Genomic DNA, 13,658 nt, shown 5'->3' with positions numbered 1-13,658 from the left:
ACGGATCTGATTATCAGGGTATGGATTTATTTTAATTAAACTTACAAAAAAATGAAAAAGATCATTTATGCGGTAATGTTACCGTTGGTTGTGGTAAGCGGACTAGTATTTGCTAACCGTGAAATTAAAAATGAAACTTCTAAAAAGTCAGCCTCAAAGCCACTCTCAGCTGCTGAAAGGAAGGCTGCATTGAAAAAATGGGAGGCTACCCCTGATGGTATAAACTACAAAAAATGGGAAGCGTCTCCCGAAGGTAAAAAAGTGTATGCCGGCGAAGCTAAAATAAGGAAGCATCTAAGAGCTTTTACCAATATGGAGGCTGTTGTAACCTCTCTTTCTCTTCCGCCAGGTTCACGATTAGGTTTCGGAGTGATGGTCAGGATTAATGGTGACGATTATATTCTTAGTTTTGGGCCGGAAAAGTCTGACAAGAATTCTTTGAACTTTAAAAATGAATTTCAGCAATTGCGTGGCCTGAAAGTTAACGACGAAATAGTTATAAGAAGCCATAATGTATCGCACGCGCCCAAGTATTCATATCCAATAATATCGGGCGACTATGTAGAACAAGAGAGTAAAATAATTTATAAACGTGCCCCTCGCAAAGGCGGTTGCTAAATTGCGGCAGTTCGAAAATCGGGGAGGCGAGGGTATAACGTCTCACGTTCGTAGGGGATGTGGGACAGTTGTATAGGCAACATTTTTAAAGTATTTCCAACTACTTAAATGCAAAAATTCCAGTAGTTCGTAGAAGCGGTTTTATGTCGTCAATTCATTAACAGACTATTAACTAATACTCTGTACAAAAACCGGTAAGTTTGGGGTAACTGATTGATGCTAAAACGGAAAAATAATGAAGTACGCACTCGTCTCTGTGTTGTTGGTGATGGTAGTTTTTTGCAATTCCAGTAAAGGACAAAACAAAACTGACCTGCCAAAAGATAATAGTAAGTCAGAAACCGATATCACTTCCCCCGAATTTAGCAGCGTCACTCGTACGATCAAACAAGATCGAAAGGGCAACATGTGGATTGCCACATTTGGTGGTGTTTTTCGATACGATGGAAAATTGTTTACCAATATTACCAGTCAGGTGAGCTCGGCCCCGTTCTTCTCTGTTTTAGAAGATCGAAAAGGAAACTTTTGGTTTAGTTCGGTTGGATCAGGGGTTTTTTATTACGATCCCAGAAGGGGAGTTGGGAAATCGTTTCAAAATTTTACAACCAGGGAGGGGCTTGCCAGTAATCAGGTTACTAATATTTATGAAGATAAAACGGGTACCATTTGGTTTAGCACTGTAAGCGGAGCAAGCCGGTACGACGGGGAATCCTTTCAAAACTATCTGATGAATGAAAGTTTTGAAGGATTCCGCCCAGAAGACCATAATGAAGTTAATTCGATTATTGAAGACAAAACAGGAAAATTCTGGTTTGGCACCAAGGGGCATGCGTGCACGTATGATGGAAAAACATTTACCGTTATAACCCATGAAGGTAAACCTTTTACAAATGTTCGTTCGATCATCGAAGATAAAAAAGGGACCGTTTGGCTGGGTGGTAAAGATGGGCTTTGGCGCTATGATGGCAGCACATTTACCAATTTGACACAGGATTTTGTTGGCTATATCATCGAAGACAAAAAAGGAAACATCTGGACCAGTTCACAAAGTGGTAAGGACGGAAGTTGGGTACTTTCCCGTTATGATGAAAAGTCGTTGTCAACTAAAAAGCCCACGGTAACCGAAGTGAGGCCAAAATCAGGAATGATTTTCGGGATGTCAGAAGCGAATGATGGCAGTATTTGGTTCGGCTCCGGTGGCGTGTATCGGTATGATGGAAATACCATTACCGACTTTAAAAAGAAAAAGGATCAGAATTGATGTATATTATTGTCTGTTCAAACGTCTGTTTTAAGTCTAAGGAAAAGGAGGTTTTTGGATATAGTTATTATTATGTTAACAATTAGCTGATCAACTGCTTTTGCGTCAATGAGATGCAAAAGCAGTTGATTTTTTGTACATAATTAGCTTAGTAATTGTCTTATCTTACTTGCTATTTCTTTTGACTCTCTTTTTGAAATAGATAAATCGTAAATTTTAGAGGAATTATCTTTAAAAGTTATTTCCATTCTGCTTCTGCGAATTCTGGGATCAAGAAGTGCATATGTTCCAATTCTTGCAGAATTCGCACCAACTCCAACCTGTTGTATTCTAGAAATTTGGTGTTTTATTGTCTTGTTAAAAAAGGGTACTATCGATTTCTTTTCAAAGTAAAGATGGTCCGTATCCAGAGTAAGTTCATCGACAGGTAGTGTGAAAAATGCAAGTACCAGGAGAATCGCAAGAGAATAACCAATCCAAAGAAAATCGTTTCCTAATTTTTGCAAGTCTACGACATATAAAATGAGCAAAGCTAGAATAGCCTGTATTGATCGTAAGATCCATATATGAGGCTTATGGAAGTGATTTGTCTTTGTAATAAATTTGTTCATAAGAAGGTGATATGGTTTAAATACAGAAGTTTGATCTGATATTATTTGACATACAATCAGAGTGGTGTGTTAAATAAAATTACTATGTTTTATAAATATATCAATAAAAATATAATAATTAAATGTCGCATTGAAGCCGTTTTTTATGCATGCACCAATTGACCGTCTTACCTGATGCAACTGCTAATCGCGAACCGATGGGAAAAGTGAGGTCTCCTTGTACAAAACCAAGACATTCGCAAAAGTCAAGTAGCTCGCTTGTTCGGTGTATCGAAATGAAAAGAGTATATCAAACAATGATTTTTGTGTCCTATAACTTAATTTCATAATAACATACTAGATCATTCTCATCAAAGCCATGAGTATTATAAATCCCTGCAATATAGATTCTGTCAAAATTGCTTTTAGTTTTCACAGTAACGTTTTAGAAGAGTGGACGGTCGAAACGATTTGGGCACAAATCGTGGATACAAAGAAAGGATTTTACAAAATCGATAATATACCCTTTTACGCTTCAGCAGCTCTTGATGATGTAGTACACGCAGAGTATGATGACGCCCAAGAAAGATTAATTTACAAAGAAACCGTCGAATATTCTGGAAATTCAACAATTCAAGTGGCTATTATGACGGAAAACACAGATACAAATGGTATTAGGGATATATTTGCCACACTAGGTTGCGAGTCTGAAAAATTTAAAGAAGGTTACTTTGTGGTTAACGTTCCAGCAGAAATCAACTATTTGCCAATAAAGAGTAGGCTTTCAGACTTACAAAAGAAAGGCATTATAGACTATGCAGAATCCTGTTTGTCTGAAAATCACTGGTATTAACAGTACTTATTGTCTCAAAAAACGAGATGATATCTAATAAACGAAAAATGATGACAGTAACTGAGATTTGGATATTTCATGGTGAGGGAGGTCGCTTTTCTAGCGGGGCTTTCAGCTCGAGGCTTAAAGCGGAAGAATGGATTGAAATTAACAAACTTTCTGGGGTTCTTACTTCATATCCTATGGATACAGGCATATACGATTGGTGTATTAAAAACAAGGACTTCCTACCAACAAAAGCCGAACATTACACATCTAACTTTATTCAGCACTTTACTTCAGCAACTCAGGAACATTATCATTATGCCGATGGCCAACTAGATTAGATTTTTTTCTGTTTTTAAATTCAATAAAGAAAAAGGTATTTGACGTTAAGATGAAACATACTTTATTTATTCTTCTTGGGATTATTGGATATGTATTTTTATTTGTGGAGCAAAGACTGGCTTCTTTAATGTTCCACAAAGCTTAAAAGTATTGAACATTTTGGAGATAGCTATATTCATCCGCATTGTATTTATTGTGTTTTTTTAACGTCAAGAAAACATAAAATACTTGATATTCTATCAACTATCTTTTTCTAATTTTGATATTTTTAACTATTGATAAAGTCAATCCTTTTGGATTTGGTCCCTTTCGTGATGAAGTTGCCACAGGATAATTCTCTCTGAAAGTGTTTACGAAAAGTTTCAAAAAACCGATTGAAAAATAAATAGCTCGAAAGGAAAAATGAAATATCAATGGTTAGAACCCTGGAATGAGATTGCAGGAGATCAAGTCGATTTCTTTCAGATAGAGTTGTTGAAGGAAATTTCTTATTCTCATTCCTTATTTGGGTTACAAATGAGACCGATAGGAAGAAGTTTGGCCGCGGACGATATTTTAGTTCAGTTTAATAATGGTAAATATGCGGTTGTACATTTGACTTGGGCTGGTAAAGGAGATAAGGCTTGGCCAAAGGTTGTTTATTATGACTCTTGGATTGAATTTGTTAAAGGTCAAATGATTCCCGACAATCTAGCATACTGACCTTCATCCAAACCATATTATGAGGCATATTTTTTTACGGTTTCAATGATTGCCAATTGTTTCTCTAAGTTGTCAGTAGTAACCTCTTTATCCCCATATGGTTTATTTTTTATAAATTCTGTCCAATTGTTGATGTGCTTGTCATAATAACTTGTTGAGTTCAATTTGTCCAGATACAGAATTCCTTCCATTGCATCTCTTTGATCGAACCATAGGTTAGGTTGTAGTAAGTAATAGTCAAGATACAAGTTTAAATAGTCAACACATTTTGATAAATTAAATGAAGCTAATACCTGGCAGTAAACTCTTCCAGCATAACAAACTTCACTTTTCAATAAATGCGTCCCAATTATGTCAATGAACTGTGTCTGATTTGTAATAGCAGAGAAGAAGGCCCCTGTCTGTCTTGTGCGCCAGTTAAAGTCGCCGAGATTCTTTTGTATGATGTCGGGAGTAATTCCCTGTTTAACGGAAGTCAATTTGTTAACCCATTTATGGTCAGTATGACCAATATTCCTGTAAAATGGAATTACCCATTTGTCAATGAAGTCTTGCGTTAACTCAAAGTCATTGGTAAACGGCTTTAAGTCGTCAAAAGGTGGAACATGTCGAACCGTCGCACCTGCGACGTGTAATTTTATTGCTTCGATTTCTTCGTTATCCATAATAGTCTTATTAACCATACCCCGAGTTGGTAAGTGCAGATAATTCATCAAAAGTGTTACAAACGCGTGTATTAGTAATAATTACTATAACCGCGTGGTCTTGCCTGTGATTTGGGATGTATCGTCCTGGAAAAACTTAGCAGTTTCGGTTGATAATCCAGATTAAATCTTACGCCACTTTTTAATTGTCCTGCAATAATATTAAAAAATCGCTCTTAGGAGCAATGCAAGAGTGAGAATTTTAATTAAATTGCTACTCGGTTACTTCTAACTTCAGTAGACCTAGTTAAATTCCCATATCTTCCTAATGCAAAATTTTTACAGTTACCTACCCTCTATTTTACTTTGTCTTTTCTTATCATGCTGTACTTCTAAACGTATTTCGCCAGCAGAACCTGAGCCAGATGTCTATGTGACTGGCACTGAGTGGGGAAATAGCATCTCAAGGATAATGTACTGGAAAAATGGACAATCCTTTATTCTACCAAGTCCTTCCCACGAATTTGCTAACATCAGAGCGACAGGCATCGCTGTGTCTGGTGGAGATGTGCACGTGATTGGAGGGGGCTATCTAAATACACGTATCGGAAGTTTCGGTACTTATTGGAAGAATGGAGTAATATCGAGCGTTTCACCTACCAAAATTCCTACCTCTTTTGACGACATTACGGTAGCTGGAAATGATGTTTATATTGCAGGATCAGTTTATGACCCTTTCAACATACACTTACCATCTTATTGGAAAAATGGAGTTCCTATAATCGGTAACGGAAATGCTCTTGGGACTATGACCGGGATTTCCATATCCGGAAGCGAGGTATACACTTGTGGGTTTACGCAAAATCAGATTGGACCGGTGGCCAAATACTGGCGAAATGGCATCGAGGTAAATCTTTCGAACAGCAAAAATGTTACAAATGCCGTTGCCATAGCTGCTTCGGGCAACGATGTGCACGTAGTCGGCTTTGAATTTGATCGTGTTACCAGTCGATTTACTCCAAAATATTGGAAAAACGGCATCGAGAATAATCTTGACGACAGTGGAAATAGTGCGTTGGCAAGAGATATCGCCGTTGCTGGCAAAGACGTTTACATTGTTGGGATTGAGTACGTAAATCAAGTCCGCAAAGCAGTGATATGGAAAAATGGGGTCAAAAACTATCTGATCGGTAGCGATGCAACGAGCGTCGCAACGCTTAATAACAATGTCTATGTAACCACTGTTACTACGCCTTGCTTAAATTGCAATCCTACTTACCTTAAGAATAACACACCGATCCTACTTTCAGGGACTGAGATATCTGCGGACCCATATTCAATATTTGTAACTAATCCATAATGATTTCTAGCTTCCGGACAGATGTTTGAGGTGGCTCGCGGGGAAAATTGTACGTTTGAGTAGATTAGCCCATAGGTCAGAACAAAGCAGTTAAGAACCTGATTTACCTCGGCCGCTTCTGAGATAAATAAATTTATATATTTGCAACTAGTTCTACGTCTTATCCCTGATCAAAATTTGAATAAGTATTTTTTTCGCTTGCTGCCGATTGTTATAATTTGTATTGCTGTTGTAGGTTGTAAAAAGGAAGAAGCACCCAATCCTGAAAATTTCGGATATCTAACGACCGGGTGCAGACTGGCATCTTGGGGAATGTTTTTTTCAAAGTACGATTCGGATAATCGCCTCACCGAAATATACAACAATGTCTTCTATTTTCCAGCAACTCCCGCTACCGAATTATACAGAACCCTTGAGTATGAAAATGGAGAGCTCAAAAGGATTATTGTGCCTAAGTTTGAACCAAAAGAGGTAATTCAGGAACGGAGGGAAGCCTGGACGGAAGTAGAATATGAATATGGCCAGTACGGTGTAACAACAATTCGTAAATTTGGATATGAAGGTATGCGCAATGGAAAAATTGCACGTATCGAGACTAGTCGCCATGAATTTAAATACAATAACTCTCGCAAACCTGTTGAATTACTTACCTATGCATATTATAGCAGGGAGGTCGATTATTTACGGGTTAGGGGTAAACGCACATTTGAGTACGATAGTAAAGGCAATCTATCGAACGAAATAAGTGAATCAATAATAGACGGGAAAGTCGAATCAACCCTTCCGATAAAATATTATTATGATGATTATCCCAATACGACCAAGGTGTTAAATTTTATAGACTTTGATTATATCGAAGCGCATAAGATATTTTCTACGAACAATCCAATCCGGGTCGAGTATCCCGGGCAGGTGATTGACTTCAATCTCACCTATGATGACCACCGTAATGTAATAGGAAAGTCTCCTGAAATGATCAAGTGGGATTGCAAATAAACTCAAAATCAAATGCTGGCTGTATATTGGTCAGGACGTATTTCAATTCCCAATTCAAATTGACAGGAGGTCAATATTCGTACTGAATATCCCGTTAGACCATTTTTGCTTAGTAAACTATCTCCACTGGCTGCATTTTGATTTCCTCACCGAGTTTATTGACCGCTTAAATCCTCTATGCGCCTAAAACTCCTTATTTATTAGAATGGGCCTGTTGTTAACACATCTATGGTTTTGAACAGATAAAAATATCTTTTAGCCAATGTGTTATACGATTACAAAATCAAACGAAATACCACAATCGTGGTAGATTAATAATAATTCATAGTAGAAAAATACCAGTATTGGATGATTGTGAGATCATGTGAAAGGCGGCACCTTTGAGCAAAATTTATTCACTGGCATCGCAGTCTGCTGCAATGAATAGGTACTGCATAAAGCAATAGCTGGCTTTTACTTTTTAAACAACTCAGTTAATGAAAACCATTGCCATTATCGATAAGCATCCCATCGTCCGGGCAGGTTTGGATGTATTCATTAAGAACAATTTCAAAAAGGTATCTATTCTGGAGTTTGATAGTTTTCTTCATTTCAATAATGCCAGTTTTGATGATTACCCGGATTTGTTCATTGTGGGTAATACGGTTGAACTGCCAAGCCGCCAGTGTAAATTTATTATGGAGCTACTGGTGAAAAACCAGCTGACCAAAGTGATAATCTACGATGAAGATCCCGATTTTTTTAAAGTGTCCCTATACTTTAAGTCCGGAGTCAGAGGATATCTGACGAAGCAGTCAAGCATGGAAGAGCTGTTGAAATGTATCCGGGACGTTCAGAATGGGAAAAATTACACAAGTAATGACGTCCTGGAAGTGCTGCTTCCCAAGTGGGTATCACCTGCCACCGATTCTGCCCGAAAAAATGAAATCATACTGACACACCGCGAATTTGAAATAGCAAATTTTCTTATGAATGGAAGCAGTGTCTCACAGATTTCCAAAAAGTTGCAGCGCAAGGCATCTACCATCAGCACCATCAAGAAAAATCTGTTCCGGAAATTAAAAATTACGACACTGGTCGATTTAAAAGATTCACTGCAAAAATCCATGCATAAGCAGGTCGGCTAAATCCGAAAGATTAATTCTCCTTCATCAACAAACAATTTAATTCTCTACAAACCAATAATTAACTTCAAACCCAGAGCAAATGAAACACCTGTTTAGCACACTAAAAGCACGAGAGTATTATCTGCTGTTCCTATTTTTAGGAATGCTTCTGAGCGCTTCCAAAGCGTACAGCCAATGCCCGGCGAGTATCAGCGTAACATCTACGAATATCACTACGGCGACCTGCCCTTCGAATGGTGCCTTTACCGTCAATGCAACAGTCGGAACCGGTGCTACTTATCAGATTACTTCCGGCCCCGTAGGTTTTCCCAACGGAGCGCAGAGTTCAAGTACGTTTGAAGCATTGTTACCCGGTACGTACACCGTAAAAGTAGCCTGTGCCGATGATCCCAATGTATTTACTACCACCACCGTTGAAGTGCCAACTACCTATGTGCAAATTGCCGCTGCTTCTGTGGCTGCTGATATTTGTATCGGTGTCGGTGCGGGCGGAGTCATTAATACGACTATCACTGCAGGGAGTTCTCCTACTTATTCTTACGCATACTGGGTGGGCGACCCGGCTGAGAGTGACCAGACCTTAACCTATCAGGTTATAAATACAACCAGTCTTACCGATGCCCATGCAGTTCCGGCATTTGGTAATTACAATGTGCGGGTAAAAGATGCCTGTGGCGTTTTTATCACGAGAGAGGTTACCGTGACAAGAGACATTCCACAAAATCTGTGCGTAACAAATGCGCAGCCTCGCAGGGATGGATTGACCTGTGCAGAGCTTTTGACGAGCATAAAATTGGAACTTGCATTTTCTTCTGCTCTGCCGTCGCTGCCCGCAGGCAAAAGTGTTAGTGTAGAGTTTTATGAAAATACAGGGACCTGTGCTTCTCCGGTTCAGGGAGCTTTGCTGCAAACGGAAACTTTTGATAACACTTCTCCATATAATCCACAGGTCATTGTACCCAATTTTAAAAATCTGTTGATCGTTACCAAGACACCCTGTGGTGACGTATGTACCTATTGTTATGACTATGGTACTTCGTTCCAGGCTGTGAGTATCAATTTTAGTCTCCAGGCAAGGGGTTGCGCCGCATCAGCAAGCGATCCTATCCCTTACAGTATTAATATCTCAGGTGGTATCAATTATATTTTCCCGGTAACCTTTACAATCAAAAACAGTCTGGGAGTTGATATCACGGGCTCTCCATACCTGGCGACAACGAATGCTGATTTGTGGCATGAATTTCCAAATCTACTTCCCGATACCTATACTGTGGATGGAACGGATGCCTGCGGTGCTCCTTTTTCGGCGGTGTTAAATTCAGGCTCCGGAACCCCTGTTCCGTTAGCGCTTGGAAGCATCGGAGGCTACGCGGGGTGTTCAACGATTGAAGGCCGCACTACCATGTCGGTATATATTAGCGGGGAGATGGCTAACTTCGGAAATGCGACAGCTACAATTGTTGCCGGACCTAATCTTGTTGGTGTGGCCGGTATGAATCGCGGTTGGGGAGTTTGGGAATGGGCAAATGCAATACCAGGGGCAACCTATACCATAGAGGTTAAGAACGGTTGCGGTCAGACTGAGCAGGTGACTGCACCATTGCCATTGTCGGTAGGGGTGCTGGATCAGCATACCACGGCCACTGTGGAGCAGCTATGCGGAGGAACGGGCAACATTGCTATTGTAGCGACCAACAATGGCTACGGTACTTTCAGTTTTGATGTAAAGAATAGTGCTAACGTAACGGTTGGAACCGGGACAGTGCCTGGTATAACGATCAGCAACCTGCCTCCGGATACGTACACAGTTAACAGCCATATGATCGGTTGCGGACCGTACGATTATAGCAGCACGGTTCAGATACTTCCCGCTGGTCAGGGGCCTGTGATTACGAAAAAGATTGGCATCATCTGTGAGGACGCGAACGGCGATCTGACCAGTACAGGAAATGCGCTGCTTGCTTTTAATGGTGCCAAACCGTTGAAATTTGAATACCGTCTTACTTCGGGAACCGATGCCGATTATACCACACTGACTGACGATTCGGATGGTACCGAAACGATTTCAGGACTGACACCCTATACCTCTTATACGACCAGGGTGACTGATAATTGCGGAAATTCTACGGTTACGCAGGTAACGATCGGCAAACTGGATCCTGTTAAAACCGAGACTGCATTGCAGCCATGCGCTGGATCTTCCTATGTTTTGAGCGTGCCCGACATGGTGGATGCTACCTACACCTGGACAAAAAACGGGGTTACGATATCCAATCAGCGTTCGCTTAACTTCAATCCTTATCAGGCGTCAGATGACGGGACATATGTTTGCACGATCAATATACTTGGCGGTTGTGTAACACGTGTCACTACGGTACAGCTCAGCAGCACAAAGTGTAACGAACCACTACCTGTCAATTTGATAAGTTTCGAAGCTTCAATCGCTGAAAACAAGGCGTTGTTAACCTGGAAAACGGTTAATGAAAAGAATTTCAGCCATTTTGAAATTGAGCGGAGCAGTACTGCAAATTCATTCCATTCCATTGGGCATGTCGATGGTAACGCAGGCGGAAAATATACTTTTGTGGATAAGGAAATCTTGTCTGGTGTTCAGTATTACCGGTTGAAAATGGTTGACAATGATGCAAGTTATGCATACAGCCGTGTCAGAAGCCTGAGTTTTGATGGAAACGCTTCCAGCATTTATCCTAATCCGACATCTGATTTCCTGATGTTTAATGCCAGTCTGTCCAAAACAGTTAAATCCGTGGAAATTATCAACGCAAACGGAAATACGGTTTATAAAGGAACAAGTGTGCCCTCTTCCGGTATCAATGTAAGCCAGCTTCCGGAGGGTTTATATCTGATAAAAATAACTTCGAAAGATGGCGGTCAGTATGTACAAAAGGTTTTGATTGCTAAATAATTGCAGTAAATAGATAATAGTGTAGATAATCCAGATCCGTCCCCTGATTTTCGGGAGACGGATTTTTTATGAAATTGGTTTATCGCTCGGCAGGAAGTTCAATCTTAGGTTCCGATATCTTTTCAGTTAATGATGGTAGAAGACTAGCCCGTTCATAGAAGTACACAAGCCCTAAATTATCGATAGGTTAATCAATAATTTAGGGCTTGCGCACTTTCGCTAATCAGGTTTTGGATAAATCGGGCTTTGTGCCTTATTTTAATGTGTGCATAATATGATTCAGAGCTTGGCTTTAAGCGGTATTTGGATGAATCATAGCTGACTTGACAGGATCCAGCCGGAATAAACGATCTCATTTTAGAATAGTTTTCGAAAACGCATTGCCGCTTTGAATATTCCGGTAGCGGGACCGAAGGCCATAACAGAATTTCGATTAGTGGCTGAGTCGACCGGGTTGAATTCTAGGTCATTGATGAAGGCATCCAAACCTGACCGGGCGATGGGACGTTTATCAATAGTCTCTGTAAAATTGTTCAAGTCGTTTGCGTGAGCAACGAATAATTTGATGTCACAAATGTCCGGCGTTTCTAAGATCCTGGCAATCATTCAAAATAAGGATTTTTCTACCCTGATTGTAGTAGGTTGTTCTATTATTCATCAAACACATTTGATTGGTATTTAGGGTGTTGTATTCTATTTTGTCGGTATAAAACCAGTAATGAGCCATAATCGACGATGCTGTTTCGGTATTTGAGGGGATAGGGATTTCTGCTGAAAATATTACCCGGGAGGAGGTGATTATATTTTTTAGTTGACGAGATAGAAACAATCTGTAAACCGAAATATGAAATAAGGTTGTGGAAACCAAAGGGGTGTTTTATCGTATTACCATTTCAATAACCATTTTTCTTAAATTCACGAAAATTTCGGTTGATCAGAAAACAGGCAAATGGAACATTATTTTAAGACCATGGATTCGCCGGTTGGCAGGTTAACATTGATCGCCAGCGATAAAGGGCTTTGTGCGGTTCTTTGGGAGCGGGATGATCCGGGCCGCACCGGAGCCAGCCCCGGTATTGAAAATGAAAATCACCCGGTTCTTGTAGAAGCTGAAAAACAGTTGAATGAATATTTTCAGAAAAAACGCAGGGCTTTTTCTCTTGATCTGGATTTTGTGGGAACGGATTTTCAAAAGAAAGTTTGGGAGGCATTACTTACGATTCCCTTTGGAGAGACAAGAACTTATGGCCAAATCGCAGAACAGATCGGCAGTCCAAAGGCGGTACGTGCCATTGGCGGCGCGGCTAACAGCAATCCGATCTCCATTATTGCTCCCTGCCATCGGGTGATAGGAGCGACAGGGAAATTAGTTGGTTTTGGCGGTGGGCTGGCCAACAAGGCACTTTTGCTGGACATTGAGCGTCCTTACAAACAAACTTCGTTATGGGAATAAGATTATCATGATGTTCAGTACTTTTTCAGAAGATAATTTTCAGAACATTTGCGATAAACTCGCCGAGATAGATGCGGATTTGTCTGATATCATTAGCAGGCACGGTTATCCGCCCATGTGGACAAGACCAAACACTTTTGAAACCCTGGTCCATATTATACTTGAACAGCAGGTCTCACTGGCTTCTGCTCTTGCCGCGCTGAAAAAATTGCAGGAAAAAACAACAAACCTGACACCCGAAAATATCCTTAAATTAAATGATCAGGAACTGCGGGAATGTTATGTAAGCCGGCAGAAAACGGTTTACATCAGAAACCTTGCCTCGGAGCTTAGTGAGCAACGGCTAAATCTGGATGATTTTGAATTGATGCCGGATGAAGAAGTTCGGGCGAGACTGGTAAAATTGAAAGGTATCGGCAATTGGACGGCAGATATTTATCTGATGTTTGTGCTGCAAAGAACAGATATATTTCCGATTGGTGATCTGGCAGCGGTGAATTCGCTTAAACGAACAAAAAGATTACCAAGGGAAACCTCCCGCGAGAATTTGCTGGAAATAGCTGAGCAATGGAAACCCTATCGAACAGTGGCGACGATGCTTTTGTGGCACCATTATCTTTCTTCGCCTTTCCGGACTGTTTGAGAAATGTACAGTTATCGTGCGTAGTTTTTCATTAATGGTCACCTACTGTCGGCTAAGAAAAATGAGGGGTATTTGAACTTCTTTGATCAAAATGGAATTGATTGATAACGCTGCAAGAGTTTTTGGGCGATACTGCTAAACTATATTTTCCTTTCTTC

General features: G+C 40.2%; 13 protein-coding genes. 11 read left to right on the top strand and 2 right to left on the bottom strand.

The window, feature by feature from the left end:
- The first annotated feature begins 51 nt into the window (after positions 1 to 51).
- Positions 52 to 618 carry a hypothetical protein gene (locus M1L62_RS01310; RefSeq protein WP_254411197.1) on the top strand — a complete coding sequence of 189 codons (567 nt, stop codon included), beginning with the start codon at positions 52 to 54 and terminating at the stop codon, positions 616 to 618.
- 235 nt (positions 619 to 853) lie between these two features.
- Complete coding sequence (locus M1L62_RS01305) at positions 854 to 1,879, top strand: ligand-binding sensor domain-containing protein (RefSeq protein WP_254411196.1); 1,026 nt, start codon at positions 854 to 856, stop codon at positions 1,877 to 1,879.
- Between the two features lie 143 nt (positions 1,880 to 2,022).
- On the opposite strand, the gene M1L62_RS01300 is transcribed toward M1L62_RS01305, so the two are convergent.
- The gene (locus tag M1L62_RS01300; protein WP_254411195.1) at positions 2,023 to 2,490 is read right to left on the bottom strand and encodes a hypothetical protein; all 468 of its coding nucleotides are present in this window, start codon (positions 2,488 to 2,490) and stop codon (positions 2,023 to 2,025) included.
- Positions 2,491 to 2,848: 358 nt separating this feature from the next.
- On the opposite strand from M1L62_RS01300, the gene M1L62_RS01295 reads away from it, so the two are divergent.
- The 3 genes from M1L62_RS01295 to M1L62_RS01285 all read left to right on the top strand — a co-directional run bounded on the left by M1L62_RS01295 (position 2,849) and on the right by M1L62_RS01285 (position 4,351).
- On the top strand, positions 2,849 to 3,322 hold the full coding sequence (locus tag M1L62_RS01295; RefSeq protein WP_254411194.1) for a DUF4265 domain-containing protein: 474 nt from the start codon (positions 2,849 to 2,851) through the stop codon (positions 3,320 to 3,322).
- A 47-nt stretch (positions 3,323 to 3,369) separates the two neighbouring features.
- Entirely contained in the window at positions 3,370 to 3,648 is a 279-nt protein-coding gene (locus tag M1L62_RS01290; RefSeq protein ID WP_254411193.1) for a DUF7710 domain-containing protein, read from the top strand.
- Positions 3,649 to 4,051: 403 nt separating this feature from the next.
- A complete protein-coding gene (locus M1L62_RS01285; protein WP_254411192.1) occupies positions 4,052 to 4,351 on the top strand; it encodes a hypothetical protein in 300 nt (99 codons plus the stop codon).
- 17 nt (positions 4,352 to 4,368) lie between these two features.
- On the opposite strand, the gene M1L62_RS01280 is transcribed toward M1L62_RS01285, so the two are convergent.
- The gene (locus M1L62_RS01280; RefSeq protein WP_254411191.1) at positions 4,369 to 5,016 is read right to left on the bottom strand and encodes a DUF6000 family protein; all 648 of its coding nucleotides are present in this window, start codon (positions 5,014 to 5,016) and stop codon (positions 4,369 to 4,371) included.
- Positions 5,017 to 5,323: 307 nt separating this feature from the next.
- On the opposite strand from M1L62_RS01280, the gene M1L62_RS01275 reads away from it, so the two are divergent.
- The 6 genes from M1L62_RS01275 to M1L62_RS01250 all read left to right on the top strand — a co-directional run bounded on the left by M1L62_RS01275 (position 5,324) and on the right by M1L62_RS01250 (position 13,500).
- The gene (locus M1L62_RS01275; RefSeq protein WP_254411190.1) at positions 5,324 to 6,355 is read left to right on the top strand and encodes a hypothetical protein; all 1,032 of its coding nucleotides are present in this window, start codon (positions 5,324 to 5,326) and stop codon (positions 6,353 to 6,355) included.
- A 177-nt stretch (positions 6,356 to 6,532) separates the two neighbouring features.
- Entirely contained in the window at positions 6,533 to 7,351 is an 819-nt protein-coding gene (locus tag M1L62_RS01270) for a hypothetical protein (protein ID WP_254411189.1), read from the top strand.
- Positions 7,352 to 7,827: 476 nt separating this feature from the next.
- Positions 7,828 to 8,478: a response regulator transcription factor gene (locus M1L62_RS01265; protein WP_254411188.1), complete on the top strand. Its 651-nt coding sequence runs from the start codon at positions 7,828 to 7,830 to the stop codon at positions 8,476 to 8,478.
- A gap of 79 nt (positions 8,479 to 8,557) precedes the next feature.
- Positions 8,558 to 11,404 (top strand): T9SS type A sorting domain-containing protein, encoded by a 2,847-nt coding sequence (locus tag M1L62_RS01260; protein ID WP_254411187.1) that lies wholly within the window; start codon positions 8,558 to 8,560, stop codon positions 11,402 to 11,404.
- Between the two features lie 949 nt (positions 11,405 to 12,353).
- The gene (locus tag M1L62_RS01255) at positions 12,354 to 12,857 is read left to right on the top strand and encodes a methylated-DNA--[protein]-cysteine S-methyltransferase (RefSeq protein ID WP_254411186.1); all 504 of its coding nucleotides are present in this window, start codon (positions 12,354 to 12,356) and stop codon (positions 12,855 to 12,857) included.
- Positions 12,820 to 13,500, top strand: coding sequence for a DNA-3-methyladenine glycosylase family protein (locus tag M1L62_RS01250; RefSeq protein WP_254411185.1), 681 nt, complete (start codon positions 12,820 to 12,822; stop codon positions 13,498 to 13,500). The genes M1L62_RS01255 and M1L62_RS01250 overlap by 38 nt, the downstream gene beginning before the upstream one ends.
- Positions 13,501 to 13,658 lie beyond the last annotated feature (158 nt).

It is taken from the genome of Dyadobacter diqingensis (genome assembly GCF_024220585.1).
In the GTDB taxonomy this organism is placed as follows: domain Bacteria; phylum Bacteroidota; class Bacteroidia; order Cytophagales; family Spirosomataceae; genus Dyadobacter; species Dyadobacter diqingensis.
The sequence above is the reverse complement of the archived record's forward strand: the minus strand, read 5'-3'. Positions and strand labels throughout refer to the sequence as shown.

Excerpts from the sequence above, each read along its gene's own strand:
- M1L62_RS01265 (WP_254411188.1), top strand. The coding sequence starts at position 7,828 with ATGAAAACCATTGCCATTATCGATAAGCATCCCATCGTCCGGGCAGGT.
- M1L62_RS01255 (WP_254411186.1), top strand. The coding sequence starts at position 12,354 with ATGGAACATTATTTTAAGACCATGGATTCGCCGGTTGGCAGGTTAACA.
- M1L62_RS01305 (WP_254411196.1), top strand. The coding sequence starts at position 854 with ATGAAGTACGCACTCGTCTCTGTGTTGTTGGTGATGGTAGTTTTTTGC.
- M1L62_RS01260 (WP_254411187.1), top strand. The coding sequence starts at position 8,558 with ATGAAACACCTGTTTAGCACACTAAAAGCACGAGAGTATTATCTGCTG.
- M1L62_RS01285 (WP_254411192.1), top strand. The coding sequence starts at position 4,052 with ATGAAATATCAATGGTTAGAACCCTGGAATGAGATTGCAGGAGATCAA.
- M1L62_RS01310 (WP_254411197.1), top strand. The coding sequence starts at position 52 with ATGAAAAAGATCATTTATGCGGTAATGTTACCGTTGGTTGTGGTAAGC.
- M1L62_RS01295 (WP_254411194.1), top strand. The coding sequence starts at position 2,849 with ATGAGTATTATAAATCCCTGCAATATAGATTCTGTCAAAATTGCTTTT.
- M1L62_RS01300 (WP_254411195.1), bottom strand. The coding sequence starts at position 2,490 with ATGAACAAATTTATTACAAAGACAAATCACTTCCATAAGCCTCATATA.
- M1L62_RS01275 (WP_254411190.1), top strand. The coding sequence starts at position 5,324 with ATGCAAAATTTTTACAGTTACCTACCCTCTATTTTACTTTGTCTTTTC.
- M1L62_RS01290 (WP_254411193.1), top strand. The coding sequence starts at position 3,370 with ATGATGACAGTAACTGAGATTTGGATATTTCATGGTGAGGGAGGTCGC.
- M1L62_RS01280 (WP_254411191.1), bottom strand. The coding sequence starts at position 5,016 with ATGGATAACGAAGAAATCGAAGCAATAAAATTACACGTCGCAGGTGCG.